Genomic DNA, 17,431 nt, shown 5'->3' with positions numbered 1-17,431 from the left:
AAAAGGCTTTGACTACATTTGTAATGAAATAAGAAAGTGATGAATAAGTCAGATAAGCTATTAATTTATTGGGTTGGGGCAGGCGTTCTCGCTTGTGGGGCGCTTATGATGTTTAGCACTACAGCTGGGCAGATAGCGCTAAACTTTCTTTTCCTCTTTTACGTTTTGGTGCGAATCGCCTACTATCGAAAAATCTGGAAAAGCCCATTTAAGAGTATTGATAAGCAGCGATTGGTGCTCTTAGCCGTGCTATCGATGTGTGTCCTGCTTAATTTTTTGGGATTACAGGAGTCCTACTTCCTCCTCATCTTTATTTTAATGGTGGAGTACCTTCTGGTGATTAATAGGGAGCGTCAGGATAATAGCGTTGATGAAAACTAACCGTGAGATGAGTAAAATTCCTGTTACAATTATATCCGGCTTTTTGGGCTCCGGCAAAACTACCCTTCTGAATAGCATCATCAAGAAGTATAGCGATACTCGTTTCGCCATAATCGAGAATGAGTTTGGCGATATTAATATTGATGCCGAGCTGGTGGTTGGCGCCGATAAAGGAAATGTGTTTGAGCTGTCGAATGGCTGCATATGCTGCTCGATGAACGATGACCTCTATGCAACCCTCGAGGAGCTGCTGCGCATTCGAAGCCGTTTTGATAGGTTGGTGGTGGAGACAACGGGCATTGCCGATCCGCTTACGGTTATTAAGGCATTTATTGCAACGCCTGAAGTAGCCGATAACTTCGATGTTGATGCGGTAATTTGTGTGGTAGATGCTCCTATAATAGAGGAACTGCTGGAGGAGCAGGAGGAGGCTTCGCGCCAGCTGGTAATGGCGGATGTGGTAATTGTAAACAAGGTTGACTGCGTTACTCCAGGCTATCTTGATGCTGTAAAGATGGTTATGTCGCGCGTAAATCCTTCGGCTTCCGTATTTGCAACATCGTTTGGGAACATTGCGAATGTTGATCTGCTCGATATCCGTGCCTTTACCGGCAGGCAGATTGAGCAGTCGACGCTTAAGTACGCCAATGTTTTGCCGCTAAAGGGGCTGACTAAGATGGGCGGCTTTACGGCTGCGCTAGCTACAAAGGCCTTAATGCACGATATCCAGTCGTACGCCTTTACCTATACGGGTAGCTTTGATTTTGATAAGTTCTCGTTGTGGATGGAGTCTTTCTTCTACTTTGGTGGCTCTAAGGTGTTTCGGGTTAAGGGAATCCTTTCATTTGCCAATCGTTCCAATAGAATGATTTTCCATTCGGTTCGTGGGGCCTTTATGTTCGAGGAGGGGGATGCCTGGAAGAATGGAGAGGAGCGCGAAAGCCGCATCGTGTTTATAGGAAAGCATATCCAGGGGGATGAAATAGACAAGGCTCTTTCTATGCTCTTGGTGAAGGGCGATGTGGCTTGCCCGAAAGAATGAGGCTTCTCCGTTATGGAAGATAAGTCGTTAGCAGCAACTTGGTGTAGTGATGCTTTTTCTGCTACCTTTGTGCCCTAAATAACATCGACAGCGAGTATGACACGAAAGGCTACAAATCCTGCGAAGGATAAGGCAAAGGCAAAATCCACCATTCAGGTATATACGGTAAAGGAACCTACGAACATTCTTTTATTCATCCAGCAAATCCATTCGGGGAAAAGCCGTTCGGCGGTTAAGTCGATGCTTAAGCACCGTCAGGTGTCGGTTAACGATGTGACGGTTGCCATTGATACTACGCCACTTTCTATCGGCGATGTTGTTACCATCAATACAGGTTTAGTTCCAGAAAAGCTTACGAATCCCCTGCTAAAGGTTGTTTTCGAAGACGATTACGTGATTGTTGTAGACAAGAAGGCGGGCTTGCTTTCGGTAGGTACCGAACGCGAACGCGAGCAAACGGCTTACGCCATCCTGAAAACCTACGTAAAATCGGCCAACGAGCATAATAAGATATTCGTACTTCATCGGCTCGACAGGGATACGTCGGGGGTGATGATGTTTGCCAAGAATAAGGAGGTACAGGAGCAGATGCAGCGTAGCTGGAACGATACGGTTACCGATCGTCGCTACGTGCTTGTGGTTGGCGGAAAGGTGGAGAACGAGGAGGGGCAGATTACCACATGGCTTACCGAAGGCGGTTCGTTTGAAACCAAGTCGAGCTTTACTCCCAATGGTGGTCAACGTTCAACAACCTACTACAGGGTGCTGCGCAGGTCGTCTCAGTATACCATGCTGGAGGCAACGCTTGATACGGGGCGTAAAAACCAGATTCGCGTTCACATGAAAGACCTTGGTCACAGCATTGTTGGCGATAAGAAGTACGGTGGCGTTAAAAGTCCATTCGAGCGCCTAGGCTTACATGCGCATATCCTCGAATTTGTACATCCTATAACAGGTCAGAAGCATCGGTTTGAGTCGCGTATTCCTCGGCAGTTTACCGATCTTTTCAGGTAAGATATAAGACACAAGATATAAGACACAAGACTCAAGATGGGAATTGAGTATACTCAGTTTCGAGAGACGATATAAGAAAAAGGGCGCAAAGAAATACTTTGCGCCCTTTTTCTCTATGGATTATTATCGGTTAGTTCTCTTCCTTGATTAGAATTGCTTTGCTGTTATCGGCAGCGCTCATCTTTTTGTAGAAGTCGTACATCTCGTTGTACTTTGACGCGGGAAACTTTCCCTCTTTAACCTCGATGCATCGGGTAATGTGCAAGGTTTGCTTGTCTACTTTGCAGCAGAGCGTGTAGCGACCAAAATCGGTTGATAGGCTAACGTCGGGTGGTAGCGCTTCTATTTTGTAGCCTGCTGGCAGCTTAAATTCGAGCGAATCTTTGCTTGTAGTGCCTAAATCTACCTCGATATCGGCAAGGCGCTTTTCGATTTTGGGAAGCAGTGAGGTTCTTTCGAGTGCTACTACGGGAACAAATACACGCTTACCTACCACCGAACAGTACTTGTTGGCGCTAAGCGAGTAGCTCTCCTCGATGTCCATTTCGGCAGTGTTGGTGTTCTTGTAGGCAATGTTCGACAGAACAGGGTTGGCGAACGGTAGCTCCTCTAGGATTGCTTTCCGTTGATCTTCGGCGCTTGCCTTATTCCTGAAGAAGTACTTTTCACTTCGGTAGTGTTTGGCTTCGGTCTTGATTTTCCCATTAATGTTGCCTTCTGCATCAATTTGAAAGGCAATATCTCGTTGGCGAAGATTTTGGCTACTATTGTACTTAGGCGTCTTGACAATTTTCCCTCCTTTTTCTGCGATAGGTACTACATCGCAGTCGCTATCTGGATAGGGGAGGTAGCCTAGGTTTAATTCAGGAGCAGTACAATCCATCCAAAGCGTGTCCTTGCCGTTTGGAACGCAAAGTATCACATGGTTAAAGTAGTCGGTTGGGAACGATTGGTCGACCTCGCCAGCACCATTCATTTGTATTAGGGTTGGGTACGAGGTTACTCCTGCCTGCTTAAATAGTACGTGGGCAAAATTCGCTAGTGCCTTACAGTCGCCGAATCCGGTACGTTCGACAACTCCTGCTTTGAATGGCTGAAATCCTCCAATTCCGAGCTGAATGCTGACGTATCGTGTGTTTTTTTCAAGGTGTTTTCTTACATTCTCCGCAATCTCAAGCAGCGGTTTGCCCTGCAGCTGCGCGAATTGTGCTTTTAGTGCGGGGCTAATATCATCGCGATCCTTGTAGAGGTTGTACATTGTGCTGCTGTACTGTTCCCATGTTGCCTGTGGTCCTTCGTAGCCATCGTAGTTCATCTTATCGATGGAGAACCTTATCTGAGGAGTATACCGGTGGAGCGGAGCTGGCATTGCCTCGTGTTCTATAGGTTTTAGGTTTTCTACAGCATAGAAAATCGTCTTTCTACCGTCTTCTTCGGTTACCTTTACGTTACCTTTTACGTTATAGGTCTTGAAGTTTACGCCCATTCCTGTGGGGAAGCTAACTTTTACCGATGTTTTCTGCATTCCCATATCGTAGCCATCGTAGGCTTCCCAACTGGGAAGGGCTACAATGCCCTTGTTGTAGATTTCGGTTTCGTAAACTACCGTGTAGGGGTAGTTGGGGTAGTCGAGCTCGTAGTATTTTATTCGTTGGTCGTCGAAGAGGTTGATGGCGGAGGTGAAGCTTTGATCTGTTAGATCCGACTCCTTGATTTTCTTCACCTTTTTACCGTTGGCATCGTAAACCGTACCCTTAAAGCTCGATATGGTAGAGAAGAGATCGTAAGTTTCGAAGTAGTTCGCATACTTCTTGTCTTTTTCTGATAGTATTGTTATGGCTTTCACCTTCTTCTCCGTATAGCTCTTCTCATTATGGATGATAATCTCGTACGATTCGTTGCGTACAACCACATCGGCTTTTTTTGAGAGAGAATCGGGGATATCCTTTACCGGATATCCCTCTTGCGCCCAGGTGCAGATGCTCGTTGCAGTTAGCAGGATGGTTAGTAGTGCTGCTTTGGTCATGTGCTAGGCTTTCTTTAGGGTTATCATTTCGGCATGCTTTTCGACGATCTTGTTGTAGATCTCCTTTATCTCGTCGTACTCCGATGGGAGGAATATGGGCTTGCTGACGTTGAGAAGGTAGTCGATGGTAATGACACCTTCGCTTACGCTGTACTTTACCATCACAATGGCGCTTTTGTCGGAGGTGCCAACGGCTATGTTTTTGGGAAGTTCGTCGATGGTGTACCCTTTGGGGATGTTAAGCTGTATGATGTGGCGGGTTTGGAAGGGGTATCCGTAGTTGATAGGGTAGGTGCGCTTCTCGAGCTTAAAGATGTTTTCGGTTTGCTTGCCAATAATAAATGGGTTGACGAAGATGTTGTTTCCCGCAATCGATGCCCTATTGGGAATGTTGTACTGGAAGAACATGTACAGCGGAAGCTCCAGGTTTTCCTTGAGATTCGTGATTTTTAGGCTATCGATGGTACAGTCGCCAATGGAAGTTTGGATGTTCTTTTTGTAGTCTTCCTCCTTTTGGGCAAAGAGGGAGGCGCGCTTGTCGTTGGCCTCGTTTTGGAGGTATGCGAGCTGCATCTTGCCGCTAAGCGTTCCGTCTGGTGAAATGTTGATTTCGCTGTAGTAGTTTCTCTTCGATGGAGAGGTGCCTGGGGTTAGCTCTATCCATTCGAACTTACCAGGCTCCACAATGCGTCCTTTACCGTTTAGGCAGTCGAGTGGAAGTACTCCAAGCTGGTTGTACTTACGGGTTGCATCTAGGAATAGCTGACGGCCATCGGCTTCGGCAACAGCTACTACGTAGTTGGCCTTGGTGGATGATGGATGGCCAAAGTCGATTAAGCCATGGCTGCGGGTGCTAAGAATTACCGGATAGGCGGTTATTCCAGCTTCCTTAAGCATGGCTACAAGCAAGAGGTTGATTTCGGCACAGTTTCCAATTCCATCCTTATAGGCCTTCTTGATGCCATCCTTGCACCAGTAGTTGTTTACATCGTTCCACTTAACCTTCGACTTAACTAGGTTGAATATGGTTTGGATCTTGCTAAGCTGGGTGGTGTCGTTCTTGATCGCTGCGGCTAAGTCGTCCCTAAAAAAGCCGCGGGTTCTTATTTGTCCGCCAAAGTCGCTATCGTCGAGCATGCCTTTGGAGATGCCCTCCCACGATGCGTTGTAGTCTTTATATAGAGCTCCTGGTATTTGGATGGAGCGAAGCTCGTAGCTAACCATCGAGAGGTAGTTGTCCTTGCAGTCCATAAAGGGCTCCTCTTTGAAGGCGGGAACATCCTTCATCACAAAGTGGTCTATATAGTTGGTGTAGAGGATGGAACTGGATCCGCCAAAGTTAATGCTCCTGGACTCCTGCGAGTGGGTTGATTCTGCAAAGGTGTTGTACCCTTTGGTCTGTCGGTTAAATACGTAGTATTCGGGGATGGAGACGTCGTAGCCGCTCCAGGCAACGGGGATGGAGCTTTGAAAGTGCCAGTCGTTGATGTAGCCGTCGTAGCCCGATGTTATCTCTATCTCGTACTCGATAATTGATCCCTCCTTTACGCTGGGGAAGGTGAACTTGTTGATGGATAGGTTGTCGTTAACTTTTTCCTTAAATATGAGGCTCTTATCGAGCTTAACCTTTTCCTGCTTACCGTCGATAATGTTGTAGGTAAAGGCTTTGAACGAGTTGATCATTTCGCGTGATTCAGATTTACCGTATACGGGTATTTTTACCGTGGCATACTCCTCGCCCTCCTTCTTTAGGATTTTGATGCGCTTATGCTCGTGAAAGACAACTTTAAAATCGCTGGTCACCGAGTTGAAATCATAGTAGAATTGCCCCTTGTCGAACAGGACTACCGCTGAAGCGCTAGAGTCTTTGGGGTAGACCTTTAAGTCAATTTCTGCAGGGGTGATTTTTCCAAACTTCTGTGGCACAAACTGTGCGTGGGAGATGAATGGCAGCACTAGCATTAGCGCTAGGAGCAGTCTTTTATTCATACGATGGTAGTTTATTTATAGATTTTTTTCAAATATACGAATACTATTGATTTTTTCGTAAAGGGTGTTAATAAATATTCATTTTGGTCGATGTCTTCGTTGTCAGATTTTATTTCCCGTTTGGCGGCTAGTGTAATGATGGCGATCTGGAGAGGGAATAAGGGATTTTGCTTTTTAACCCAGATGTGCATTAAAGCGATACGCGATGTTCTCGTGTAGTCCTAAAATTCAAGAGTGGTCTTCATCCAATATTTTACTCATATCCTTTTTGATTGGCAAAAGTTTAAGACTTAGGGTCACCCCTTCGGGGTTGATTTACCCTTCTGTGGTTTTCCGTGGGGGTTACCCACGGTTACTGAGGGGTAGCTACTTCGTAGCATTTTGCCGCTCTGAAAGAGCGATACCTGAATAACCATGGGTGAAACCCACGGAAGGATGGATCTCAAAACAACAACCCTGAAGGGGTATCCCTATATTCATGTCCATTTCGCATTTTAGAAAAAATCGGATCAGCATATCCCTTACGGCACCTCATTTTTTTCTTAGAGCTTACGTCAGCCCATAAAAAAAGGAGCCATGCCCCTTTTTTTTGCTATCCCATTTTCAGCATGCCGTTAGGCTACTGCTTATTCTTCTTTTCGTCCCTTTTCTTTTTTAGGGCTGCTTGGCGAACAGCCTCCTTCTTCTCGAACTTGGCATTGTGTATGGCAATTTTCGTGTTCAGCTCCGACCACTTGCTGTTAGGGTTTTCTTTAGCCTTCACCCCAACAAAGAGAAATAGGCTACGGGTTGCGAGGAGGAATTCATTTCTAATTTTAGATGCAACAACGGTTGCCTCGCTTTCCATATCCTTGGCGATACATTGCAGGTAGGTGTTTACATACTCTTTCTGTTCACCTATCAGCTGCTCTATTTTCTTCTCCATTTTTAGGGTAGCAATGGCCTCTGCATTTTCTGGGAGCTTAATGTCTTCAATAAAGCTGGAGATCATGCCCGTTGCACCGCTGTACGTGCTTTTCGAGAACTCTGCCTTGTACTTTGATAGAAGGATATTCAGCTTTTTGGCTGCAGCAGCTTCGGCAGCCCCTTTAGAGTTGATAAAGCTTTGTACGGTTAGGTCTACCGAGTTAAACGTGTTCCCTCTATCCTGAACGCACATAGCGAGCTCGTCGGTAAACGGATTTTTTCTATCCTGCTTATACCCGTCCTCCATTTTGACCAAAACGGTATCATACTCCACGTACGCATTAGACGTAGGTAGCTCCGTAATGCCCACCGAAATGGTAATTTCTTTAAGCTCCTTGGCATAACCCATTAGGTTATCCAGCTTACATTTCCGTAAAAATGACAAAAATTTTGCCATAGCTTTAATTTGTTTGGTTTGTAATATTTGTTGAACGTTGGGATAGCGCTGTATTTCTCCTTAGCCCGATACCTTCGGGCGATATCGCATGGGGGATTTTTTTAGAATCTGGGGATTCGTGCCTCATTGTACTGCTTTCACTTTTGCATCTTATACTTTTCATTTCCGTTGAACCATTTTCCATTTTGCAAATTGTCTTTTCTGTTTTCATTGTACCATTTTCCGTTTTGCAAGTTGTACTTTCGAGCCTCATTGTTCTATTTTCCATTTTGCAAGTTGTGCTTTGGGGCTTTACTGCACCATTTTCCATTTTGCAAATGGTGCTTTGTGGCTTTCCCCTTCTTTTTTCACTAGCCTAATGGGCTACTCCTTACCTTTTTCTTCGCATTTGGTATGTACAACCGCTTAATTAATGAAAGAGTTCAAAAATTAGCTGAATATTTTTTATGCAAATAGTAGGTGCTTGTGGTGTTTGATTGTAATGTGCATGTATTCACTCTATTTATTATAGGACTGAAAAATGGAAAGCCTTTTTTTGAAGATCTTTAATTATTAGTTTTCTTTGGTAGTCGTATAAGCGCAACATCTGTTGCGCTTATACACCCAAAAGAAAGGATATGCGCATCTTTGTTGCACATATAATAGAGTTGGGCACTATAAAACAAGAAACCGTAACCATATGAATATATCAGAGAAACTAAAGCGAATAATAGAATTGCAATCCGAGAAATTTGATTGGAAATTAAACTCTCTTAATGACGGAGCTAATGAAAATCAAGTTGCAGAGATAGACAAATTGATTGGTGAAAAGATACCGACTGAACTAACTGATTTATATCTTGCTAATAATGGAGAATCAGGTGATGAGAGAAGTTGTTTTCTTGGTCATAGGTTTATTCCAATTGACGAAATGGCTAAGCAGATTCAATTCGGACTATCTTTAGTGAAGCCTGCCGAAAGAATACTTAAAAACCCAGATAAATCAAATGAATTGCTTTCTAAAATAGTAGAATTTTACTTTGCAAAAGCTCCAAAAAAAGGATTGTTTAAGAAAAGCTGGTATAAAATTGAGTTTTCTTGTGGTTTAGGTTCGTATGGTGGACCTTATTTGTATAAATCGGGAAATACTGACGATAAAAGTAGAGAAACAATTGATATTGATGATTATAAGAAATTATCTCTGTTAGTCAAGGATTTACATGAATTAGAGAAAGACTCCTATAATTGGGATGAACTTGAGTTTGTCATGTATTCAGACAAGAAATATGAAGTTAAAAGAACAGATTACAATTTTAACGAAGAAATCCCATTTACTTCAACGCCTGTCGGAGCGATTAAGAAAATGTATTTTAATCCCCAATGGATTCCTGTATTCTCTGACCATGGAGGAAATTATATTGGAATCGACTTAGACCCAGATACAAATGGAGTTAAAGGACAAGTGATAATTTTCGGTAGAGACGAAGAAGATATGTTTGTGCTTTCAAACAGTATCACGGACTTTTTCGATTTGATTATTTCAAAAATAGTTGATGAATCAGTTGATTTTAAACAGGAATTACATTTACACGAGATATTCAAGAATATGATTAAGGATGAAAAATAACAATGCCCAATACGCGGTATCGTTAACAAGCGTGTGAAATGGTAAGCGGAAGCTTACTATGCCGCCCAGCCGCAGTACAGGCTAAGAGAACGGAAGCCCGCAGGCGCTTGTTGCCTATATCGCCAAACGTTGGGCTTCATGCAAAGACACCATTTAACCTTATGAATATTCTGTACGAAACAGACAGGCTAAAACTTGAAAATGAGTTTGAAGCGACCTTCCTGACCGACAAATTAACAGGTGCGACTTTAATGGAAGACGATTTTTATGATGACCCAGCATGTGGACTGATTGACAAGAACAATAAATGGGTGATTGTAGCAGGAGAACATTTGACGATTTGGACTCCTAAAAAGTGGAAAAGAATAGACAATGAAAATCTTCAATGGATTCACTCTATTCGAATTAAAAATATGGAAACAGTCGAAATACTAACTGATCCTTGGAGCATGAATTCTGCAATTTGGGAAATCAATGTAGAGACTTTCGAGTTCAAGAAAGTGAAAGACTTTAATGACTACAAGGATCAAGAATATTCAGAGAATGTGATTTGGTAAAATGAAAAATGAAAAAGCACAACAGCGCCTATATGCAAGCGGGCATTTGGTGCAATAGTAAACATAAAAACAATTAATTAACGTCATCACGTAGTATAAGTGCCCGCCTGCACATAGCCGCGGAACGTTAAAGGCGAGGAGGCTGACATTGAATATTCAATTTATAATTCTCATGAAATGATTTTGAGAAAAGCCATTATTTCAGAAATTCCTATTATTTGGAAGATTTTACGAGACGCGATTGAGCAAAGAAAACAAGATGGGAGCGAGCAATGGCAAAATGGTTATCCAAATGAGCAAACTATTTTTGAAGATATAATTAATGGTTATGCTTACGTGTTAATAGATGATAGTATAATCGTAGCTTATGCGGCGATCATTTTAGGCAATGAACCTTCTTACAAAGACATTAAAGGGGAATGGCTTACTAATGATAATTATGTTGTAATTCATCGTGTTGCTACATCAAATAAATCAAAAGGGAAAGGTGTTGCTACTCAACTGTTTAAAATGGTAGAAAATATATGCATTGAACAGAAGGTTTACAGCATTAAGGTAGATACTAATTTTGACAACATCCCAATGCTTAAGATTCTGGATAAATTGAACTACACTTATTGTGGAGAAATCTATTATCAAGGTTCACCTCGAAAGGCTTTTGAAAAAGTGATATCATTGTTTAATGGTGATATGGTGTGAGTTGCTTTAATGATAGCATATGTTGGGATTAAAGAAAAAATTTGTAAAACCACAGATTGCTAACTACGACGAACACCACTTCGTTACGGTTGCGTCTTCGTCGATGTTAAGAAGCGGACTTTGACCGCAGCTGAAAAATTGCTGGTTATTTCTACTAATAAATGGAGGGTAAGCTGTTAAGTAAAGTCGAAATTGCAACCCGAATTTAGGGGCTCAGCTTCGCCAAGCCAAGGTTGGATCTTCCTGATAGAAACAGACTTCTCTTTTTTCTTGAATGAATGCTTACCTTTGTTGCGAATCACAACGTATATTATATGCGATCATCCATTTTAGCCATTCTTTTTGCAGCTACGGCACTGCAGTCTGTAGGCCAAGCAACCGTCGTTAAAGGTACAAACGTGCTAATGCCCTCCAAGTTGATGGTTAGGTACACGGTTGGCACCGAGCCCTGCAGCGCAACCTTGTCGAACGATAAGGCGCTGGATGTTGGCTGTTCTTTGTACTACAATCAGCCGGTTGCTGATGTCTTTAAGCTACTAGTTGACACGGTGCAGGCTTCAAAGATATCGGTTTTTGCCCCCTCTTATGGCGATAGCCCATACGGTGCTGGTTATAAGCAGGCATTATCGGCTGATGAGGTTATGCATAACCTTGGTCAGGAGATTTCTAAAGTGTATCACGATGATTCTACCGGAAACCACGAAGTGTCAGAATCCCTAAGGCCATACGATATTTCGGAGCTTAAAGGCCTCTTTTTTCTAGAGGAGTGGGCGTTAAGCGAAACACCATTTGAGTTTACTAAATGGGTTGTGGCGTATAGCCCTATTCGCAAATACCTAAAAGAAAATTCGGAAAGCTACTGCTACTCCATTCCTTTTGTGGTAGTTGATTCGCTGCAAAATGAGCAGGATATCGAGAAGTCTAATCGACGAATGCTCCTCACCAACCGGGTTAAGCATGAGTACCTCTTTAATTTGCCGAACTCTTTCTGGAGCAGGCAGGCGGAGTTTGATCAGTACAATAAGCTGACGGATGAGGAATCGACATTCTTGGTCGCTAGCAACGATGCACCTTTTCTTAGCAGGTATGGAGTAGAACACCTCCTCAACCTTCTTTTGGATAAGGCAATGAAAGATAATTATCCGGTTTACGATTTTGAAACCCAGCAGCGGCTTTCGGTTGATAGGATAAATGCCAATGTAGGCATTGGCATCGATACCGTACGCCTAATGAATTTTGATGGAACAATCTCGGTACTTACAAAGCAGCGCACCCTTGAACCTGGTGATTTTAAATCGGTTATATTCCACGAGGAGTGGTATGTCGATCCAGAAACGCTTCGGATGCAGAAAAAGGTTGTGGGACTAACTCCCGTTCGTTACTACTACGACGAGGAGGACACCGAGAAAAGCAAGCTAAAAAGAAAGGCTGTTTTTACAATTTACTTCGATAAGAATAAGAAGTTTTGATTGCGGTTTATTGACCGCTCGCTAGTAAAGATGTGGTGCAACCAAAGAACTGCCTTTTGCGCCTGATTTAAAAGCATTTTAGCACATAAAATAAGCAAAGGCCCTTAGTCGTTCTAAGGGCCTTTGGTATGTAAGTATCCTATCGATTAATGCTTGGGCTTGTACCTGCCAACCTCTATTCGAGGCTTGCTGCTCGATGCCGTACAGCAACCTGCTGCACCACAAAACGAGATGTTGAAGATTGCCTGTAGCAGGAACAGTCCGGCAATCGCGTACGAAGTGGCATCGCTAAGGTAGATGCCGTACCCCAAGCTTGCCAATCCGATGACAAGGTATAGTATTCGGGTAAAATGCCAACCCGATAGCAGGCGCATAAGTTGTTCTTTCATTATTCCGCAATTTCTACGCTAAAGATATCTTTAAACGCCTGCTTAAAGGAGCTCTTAGGGAGTGCCCCTGTTGACATCTGTGGTTGACCCTCTACGGGTATAAAGAGGATGGAGGGGATGCTTCGGATGCCAAATATGCCGGCAAGCTCCTGCTGGGCTTCGGTATCAACCTTGTAGAAGTCGATCTTGCCGTTGTACTCGGTGCTTAGCTCCTCGATTACTGGGGCAACCATGCGGCAGGGTGCGCACCAATCGGCGTAGAAGTCGATTACTGCTGGACGCTCGCCCTTGAATTTCCACTCTTGCGATTCATCGTAGTTAAAGACCATGTCTTTAAAATCTTGGCTGGTGATGTTCTTTGCCATATTCTGCTTTTTTTAATTGTCGTTTTTAATACTTGGCTACAGGTACAAATATAGAGCCAGCAGAAGATGTTTTCAGGAATCTGGGGTTGACATGCATCAGCTTTTGGAGTGATATTTATTGGGGAATCGCCCTCTATCTTTGTTATGTCAGCATGGGTAAGCATATGCGTAGGGAGGTATCTTTATACCTAACGCTTTAATCCTTAATAAAGAAAAACTCCTGATTTTGATAGATAGCAATGAGAGTAACAGTAGATTGCTGCTTCCTGGTACCTAATATATAATGAAAAGAGGAAGATATATTTCCGTTCATTTTGGTGTGTGTCAGCATCTCGACATCCCTATGCAGAAGTTTATTATGGAGCGGAAGATTGAATGGGGAGAAGTTTTGAATATGCGAAAAGGGAGCCTACTGTAGTTAGACTCCCTTTCAATTCAATTTGCTGGGGCTTACCGATGGGTAACCCCGATGCCAGGTTGGTTGTTTAGCGTTACCTTGCCATCGACTACCGACACGCCATCGAAGGCATCGTTGCTGATGAGTAGCGCGCCATCCAAATCGGCAAAGTTGGTGACAATGCTAAGGTGGGCAGCAGCCGATATGGCGCAGGAGGTTTCGGTCATGCAGCCAATCATCGTTTTCATGCCTGTGGCTTTGGCAAAGTTAATCATGCGCTGAGCCTCGCGAAGCCCTGTGCATTTCATAAGCTTAACGTTTACGCCGGAGTAGGCACCTTGGTATTTTACCAAATCGCTTAGGCGTTTTATTCCCTCGTCGGCAATAATAGGCAGCGGGCTATGCTGGGTTAGCCAGGCAATATCCTCGACCTGCTCTTTGGGCATTGGCTGCTCGATGAGCAGGGCTCCGTTCTCCTTAAGCCAATGTGCCATTTCCAGCGCTTTGTTTCTATCGTGCCATCCTTGGTTGGCATCAACGTAAAGGGGCTTATCGGTAACCGAACGTATGGCTTGCACCATTTCAGTATCGTTGTCGCGTCCTAGCTTAACCTTGAGGATTTTGTAGGGTGCGGCTTCGTGGGTCTTCTCTATAACAACTTCGCGGCTGTCTATCCCTATGGTGTAGGATGTAAATGGCGACTGTTGTGGGTTGTATCCCCATAGGCGGTAAAGTGGTTGTCCAAGTAGCTTACCGACGAGATCGTGAAGGGCAATATCTACCGATGCTTTTGCGGCGGTGTTGTCAGGCTCTATGGCGTCAACGTAGGTTAGGATGTCGTCGAGGCAAAAGGGATCGTTGAATTGTTCGAGATTTACCTTCGATAAGAACCGCATTACGGACTGCGTATCCTCTCCTAAGTATGGAGGCATGGAGGCTTCGCCGTATCCTGAGTAACCTTCGTGGATTATTTGAGTTAGAACAACGGGTGTTGTACTTCTCGAATTGGCAGCAACTGTAAATACATGCCTCAACTCAAGGGTGTAAGGGGTAAATGAAAACTTCATTATGTGCTTCAAATAAGATGGTTAAAATGGTGTGTGAGTGTTGTCGTAGCATCAACGAGCGCTTTTGCTCGCCTGCTTCATTAAAGCATTAAAAGTAGAGAAAATACCCTGAAATGAATCTTTTTTACTGTTAGAAGCAGCGGGGAAGGTTTGCAGATGCTCTATTGTGCTAATTCACAGATGGGTTATGTTCTCAATAAAACTAGGGTGAAATAAATAGTTGAAATGGTTAATTTATACTGTATTTTTTACTATTATTAACAGACTAAAATGTGCATTACTTTACTTAAAACTTTTAGGAATGGTAATGGGAGGATTAAGAAATTATGTTGCGCTAAATTTCCTGATGCTTATTGCTTTACTGGCATATATCCCTGATTCTTGGGCTTTGCCTCGTAAGCAGAAGGTGCTTGTAATTCATTCGTACCATCAAGGATTAAACTGGACCGACAGCATTACGGCGGGCATCCAATCCGTTTTGTCGCGGCAAAAGAACGTGGAGATCCATTTCGAGTACCTCGACACTAAGCGGAACTACCACCCCGAGTACATGAAAGAGCTGCTGGCGCTTTACAAGCGTAAGCTCTACAATATTCCGTTTAAGGTTATCATTGTTTCTGATGATAATGCGTTCGACTTTATCCGGCAGTTCAGGGATGTTTACTATCCCAACATTCCTGTAGTTTTTTGTGGGGTGAACCAGTACCGTCCAGATCTCCTTGCTGGGATGAAGGGCATTACTGGGGTTTCGGAGGAGAACGATTTCCAGCATACGATAGAGCTAATGCTTCGGCTGCATTCGAACCTCGACACCGTTTTTGTTGTCGACGACCACCAGCAGCCGATGTCTAGTATTAATAAGAGGAAAATAGATGAAGCTAGGCGCATTCTAAAAACAAGCGTCAAATTCGTATTCTTGAAGAATGTCAAGTTGGGCGAAATGCTTAACGAGGTGGCTTCGCTTAAGGGGCGGAAGGCGATTCTTCTGAATAACTATACGAAGGATAAGGACGGCAATTACATATCGTTCGACGAAAACATGCAGCTTATTCGCGAACGAGCGAAAGTTCCAATCTACTCTACATGGAACTTTTACCTTGGAGAAGGTATTGTAGGAGGGATGCTTACCAGTGGCTATAAGCAAGGACAGCTTTCTGCTCAGCTGGCGCTAAAGATACTAATGGGGAGTAAGGCTGATAGCTTGCCCGTAATTCGTACAGGCTATAATGCATACGAGTTTGACTACAATCAGCTCAACCGATTTGGAATAGACCTTTCCATGCTTCCTCCAGGAAGCCTTATTGTAAATAAGCCTCCAACATTTTTCGAGCATCACCGCGTTGCAATTTTCGTATCAATCGTGTCAATACTGCTTATTATTAACACGATTATTATTAGCTATCTGAAGAGGAAGAGACGAGAGCGAAAACTAATTCAGCAAAACGAGGAGCTGGAAAGGCGAGTCCTTCAGCGAACGCTTGAAGTGCAAAAAACAAACGAGGTTTTAGAGGCGCAGAAAGGACAGATGCTGCTTCAAAACATGGAGTTAGAGAAGCATAGGCACCATCTTTTGGAGTTGGTGGAGGAGAGAACCAATAACCTCGAGCATGCTCATGCAATGCTCCATAACAGCCATCAAAGGCTCACTAATATTCTTGATGCCAGCTCTGAAGGCTTTTGGGAGTATAATCTTGAAACGCAGGATTTGCACTTTAGCAGCAAGATCTGGGATGCATTGGGGTATAGGTCTAACGAGTATGTTAATTCCCTTGAGTTTATTGATTCGTTGATTCACCCCGACGATCTTATTCGGGTAAAGCAGTCTATTGACGATTGTATTTGCGGAAAGAAAGTTTTCTACAAGGAGGAAAATCGGATACGCGCTAAGGATGGACATTATCTCTGGTTGTTATCAAGGGGGAAGATAATAGAGAATGGGAGCGATGGCTCACGCTACTTTGTGGGCACACATGTTGATATTACGCAGCAGAAAATTGCCGAGCAGCAGCTGCTCGAAGATGAGCGCGTGCTGCGCGCTAGCGAGTTAAGGTGGCGATCGTTGTTCGAGCAGACCGAAGCGGCTATTCTTCTATTAAATGATAATGCAGAAATCCTCGATTGTAATCCTTCTGCAAAGATTTTACTAAATCTTAATGATGACGTTGAAAATAAGCATTTTGAAGACTTTGTTCCTTCGATAAAACAGCTGTTGTTATTTAATCAAGATGTAAGAAAGGATGCTTTGTTTCCTGATAAATCAGAGAGTACGCTTTCTCTTCTTGATGGAACAGTGATGCCGGTTGAGGTTGCCATCAGCAATATTACCATAGAGGATAAGCAGGTAAAGATGGTTCTTCTGCGGGATATCACAGAGCGTAAAGTTGCCGAACGCGAAGTGCTCAATGCTGTAATCGATGCTGAAGAACGCGAGCGGCAAAGGTTTTCTAAAGATCTGCATGACTCAATAGGTCCGCTTCTATCAGCGCTGAATCTGTACATTACCGCGTTGAGCAAAGATGGCAGCAAAGAGCGTCATGAGCAGGCTTATGCTTTGGCCAAGGAAACGTTGAACGAGACCATCAAAAGCATCAGGGAGGTGTCTAACAACCTAAGTCCGCAAAGTCTTACCGATTTTGGATTGCAAGTAGCGCTGAGAAGTTTTGTTCAGCGTTTACGAATGGACGACTCGCTCAACATTAATCTTGATTTGGAATTGGGCTCTAACCGCTATTCTATTCCCATAGAGGTTGGGCTTTACCGTGTTGTAACCGAATTGATAAACAACACGCTAAAGCATGCGCATGCAACCGAAATTATTGTCAAGATTTTAGAATTAAATGGAAGCATAAAGTTGGATTACTCTGATAATGGAGTAGGCTTCTCCTTAACCGATGTATCTCGAAAGGGAGGTCATGGCTTGTCGAATATATCGAGTCGGATCCGATCGATTAATGGACTGGTGAGGCTTTGGTCTCGAGAAGGTAAGGGAATGAGGGTAACACTTGAAGTACCAATTAAGTATACTAGCTGACATTGATATGCTATAAATATCAGCATAAAATAAAAA

Annotated in this window: 14 protein-coding genes and 1 pseudogene; 8 read left to right on the top strand and 7 right to left on the bottom strand. The window is 43.5% G+C overall.

The window, feature by feature from the left end; translation table 11 throughout:
- Window positions 1-39: 39 nt before the first annotated feature.
- From ACHZA1_RS01155 to ACHZA1_RS01145, 3 genes are all read left to right on the top strand, one after another.
- Window positions 40-381 (top strand): hypothetical protein, encoded by a 342-nt coding sequence (locus tag ACHZA1_RS01155; protein ID WP_320053406.1) that lies wholly within the window; start codon window positions 40-42, stop codon window positions 379-381.
- Window positions 382-388: 7 nt separating this feature from the next.
- Entirely contained in the window at window positions 389-1,423 is a 1,035-nt protein-coding gene (locus ACHZA1_RS01150) for a GTP-binding protein (protein WP_320053405.1), read from the top strand.
- Window positions 1,424-1,519: 96 nt separating this feature from the next.
- Window positions 1,520-2,437: an RluA family pseudouridine synthase gene (locus tag ACHZA1_RS01145; protein ID WP_320053404.1), complete on the top strand. Its 918-nt coding sequence runs from the start codon at window positions 1,520-1,522 to the stop codon at window positions 2,435-2,437.
- Window positions 2,438-2,567: 130 nt separating this feature from the next.
- Here ACHZA1_RS01145 and ACHZA1_RS01140 read toward each other — a convergent pair whose 3' ends face one another.
- The 4 genes from ACHZA1_RS01140 to ACHZA1_RS01125 all read right to left on the bottom strand — a co-directional run bounded on the left by ACHZA1_RS01140 (window position 2,568) and on the right by ACHZA1_RS01125 (window position 8,125).
- A complete protein-coding gene (locus ACHZA1_RS01140; RefSeq protein WP_320053403.1) occupies window positions 2,568-4,463 on the bottom strand; it encodes a DUF3857 domain-containing protein in 1,896 nt (631 codons plus the stop codon).
- A 3-nt stretch (window positions 4,464-4,466) separates the two neighbouring features.
- Window positions 4,467-6,452, bottom strand: a complete 1,986-nt coding sequence (locus ACHZA1_RS01135; protein ID WP_320053402.1) for a DUF3857 domain-containing protein — start codon at window positions 6,450-6,452, stop codon at window positions 4,467-4,469.
- A gap of 619 nt (window positions 6,453-7,071) precedes the next feature.
- Window positions 7,072-7,815 carry a DUF6261 family protein gene (locus ACHZA1_RS01130; RefSeq protein ID WP_320053401.1) on the bottom strand — a complete coding sequence of 248 codons (744 nt, stop codon included), beginning with the start codon at window positions 7,813-7,815 and terminating at the stop codon, window positions 7,072-7,074.
- Window positions 7,816-7,819: 4 nt separating this feature from the next.
- A complete protein-coding gene (locus tag ACHZA1_RS01125; protein WP_320053400.1) occupies window positions 7,820-8,125 on the bottom strand; it encodes a hypothetical protein in 306 nt (101 codons plus the stop codon).
- 369 nt (window positions 8,126-8,494) lie between these two features.
- Here ACHZA1_RS01125 and ACHZA1_RS01120 point away from each other — a divergent pair, with 369 nt between their 5' ends.
- The 4 genes from ACHZA1_RS01120 (at window position 8,495) to ACHZA1_RS01105 (ending at window position 12,146) form a co-directional block, all read left to right on the top strand.
- Window positions 8,495-9,421: an SMI1/KNR4 family protein gene (locus ACHZA1_RS01120; protein ID WP_320053399.1), complete on the top strand. Its 927-nt coding sequence runs from the start codon at window positions 8,495-8,497 to the stop codon at window positions 9,419-9,421.
- A gap of 38 nt (window positions 9,422-9,459) precedes the next feature.
- Complete coding sequence (locus ACHZA1_RS01115) at window positions 9,460-9,978, top strand: hypothetical protein (protein ID WP_320053398.1); 519 nt, start codon at window positions 9,460-9,462, stop codon at window positions 9,976-9,978.
- Between the two features lie 177 nt (window positions 9,979-10,155).
- Window positions 10,156-10,677, top strand: coding sequence for a GNAT family N-acetyltransferase (locus ACHZA1_RS01110; protein ID WP_320053397.1), 522 nt, complete (start codon window positions 10,156-10,158; stop codon window positions 10,675-10,677).
- Between the two features lie 314 nt (window positions 10,678-10,991).
- Window positions 10,992-12,146: a hypothetical protein gene (locus ACHZA1_RS01105; protein WP_320053396.1), complete on the top strand. Its 1,155-nt coding sequence runs from the start codon at window positions 10,992-10,994 to the stop codon at window positions 12,144-12,146.
- Between the two features lie 146 nt (window positions 12,147-12,292).
- Here the strand turns inward: ACHZA1_RS01105 and ACHZA1_RS01100 are convergent, their stop codons facing one another.
- The 3 genes and pseudogenes from ACHZA1_RS01100 to ACHZA1_RS01090 all read right to left on the bottom strand — a co-directional run.
- Window positions 12,293-12,535: a hypothetical protein gene (locus ACHZA1_RS01100; RefSeq protein ID WP_320053395.1), complete on the bottom strand. Its 243-nt coding sequence runs from the start codon at window positions 12,533-12,535 to the stop codon at window positions 12,293-12,295.
- Window positions 12,535-12,900: a thioredoxin gene (gene trxA / locus ACHZA1_RS01095; protein WP_320053394.1), complete on the bottom strand. Its 366-nt coding sequence runs from the start codon at window positions 12,898-12,900 to the stop codon at window positions 12,535-12,537. The genes ACHZA1_RS01100 and trxA overlap by 1 nt, the downstream gene beginning before the upstream one ends.
- A 450-nt stretch (window positions 12,901-13,350) precedes the next feature.
- Window positions 13,351-14,364, bottom strand: a pseudogene (locus tag ACHZA1_RS01090) (dipeptide epimerase); the annotation flags it as partial.
- Between the two features lie 307 nt (window positions 14,365-14,671).
- On the opposite strand from ACHZA1_RS01090, the gene ACHZA1_RS01085 reads away from it, so the two are divergent.
- Complete coding sequence (locus tag ACHZA1_RS01085; RefSeq protein WP_320053393.1) at window positions 14,672-17,395, top strand: ABC transporter substrate binding protein; 2,724 nt, start codon at window positions 14,672-14,674, stop codon at window positions 17,393-17,395.
- Window positions 17,396-17,431: the final 36 nt, after the last annotated feature.

The sequence above is a fragment of the uncultured Acetobacteroides sp. genome (genome assembly GCF_963667355.2).
Taxonomy (GTDB): Bacteria; Bacteroidota; Bacteroidia; order Bacteroidales; family ZOR0009; genus Acetobacteroides.
The sequence above is the reverse complement of the archived record's forward strand: the minus strand, read 5'-3'. Positions and strand labels throughout refer to the sequence as shown.

What these genes read in the sequence shown, in the direction of transcription:
- ACHZA1_RS01155 (WP_320053406.1), top strand. Translation starts at nt 40, where the DNA reads ATGAATAAGTCAGATAAGCTATTAATTTATTGGGTTGGGGCAGGCGTT.
- ACHZA1_RS01150 (WP_320053405.1), top strand. Translation starts at nt 389, where the DNA reads ATGAGTAAAATTCCTGTTACAATTATATCCGGCTTTTTGGGCTCCGGC.
- ACHZA1_RS01145 (WP_320053404.1), top strand. Translation starts at nt 1,520, where the DNA reads ATGACACGAAAGGCTACAAATCCTGCGAAGGATAAGGCAAAGGCAAAA.
- ACHZA1_RS01140 (WP_320053403.1), bottom strand. Translation starts at nt 4,463, where the DNA reads ATGACCAAAGCAGCACTACTAACCATCCTGCTAACTGCAACGAGCATC.
- ACHZA1_RS01135 (WP_320053402.1), bottom strand. Translation starts at nt 6,452, where the DNA reads ATGAATAAAAGACTGCTCCTAGCGCTAATGCTAGTGCTGCCATTCATC.
- ACHZA1_RS01130 (WP_320053401.1), bottom strand. Translation starts at nt 7,815, where the DNA reads ATGGCAAAATTTTTGTCATTTTTACGGAAATGTAAGCTGGATAACCTA.
- ACHZA1_RS01125 (WP_320053400.1), bottom strand. Translation starts at nt 8,125, where the DNA reads ATGGAAAATGGTGCAGTAAAGCCCCAAAGCACAACTTGCAAAATGGAA.
- ACHZA1_RS01120 (WP_320053399.1), top strand. Translation starts at nt 8,495, where the DNA reads ATGAATATATCAGAGAAACTAAAGCGAATAATAGAATTGCAATCCGAG.
- ACHZA1_RS01115 (WP_320053398.1), top strand. Translation starts at nt 9,460, where the DNA reads ATGGTAAGCGGAAGCTTACTATGCCGCCCAGCCGCAGTACAGGCTAAG.
- ACHZA1_RS01110 (WP_320053397.1), top strand. Translation starts at nt 10,156, where the DNA reads ATGATTTTGAGAAAAGCCATTATTTCAGAAATTCCTATTATTTGGAAG.
- ACHZA1_RS01105 (WP_320053396.1), top strand. Translation starts at nt 10,992, where the DNA reads ATGCGATCATCCATTTTAGCCATTCTTTTTGCAGCTACGGCACTGCAG.
- ACHZA1_RS01100 (WP_320053395.1), bottom strand. Translation starts at nt 12,535, where the DNA reads ATGAAAGAACAACTTATGCGCCTGCTATCGGGTTGGCATTTTACCCGA.
- trxA (WP_320053394.1), bottom strand. Translation starts at nt 12,900, where the DNA reads ATGGCAAAGAACATCACCAGCCAAGATTTTAAAGACATGGTCTTTAAC.
- ACHZA1_RS01085 (WP_320053393.1), top strand. Translation starts at nt 14,672, where the DNA reads ATGGGAGGATTAAGAAATTATGTTGCGCTAAATTTCCTGATGCTTATT.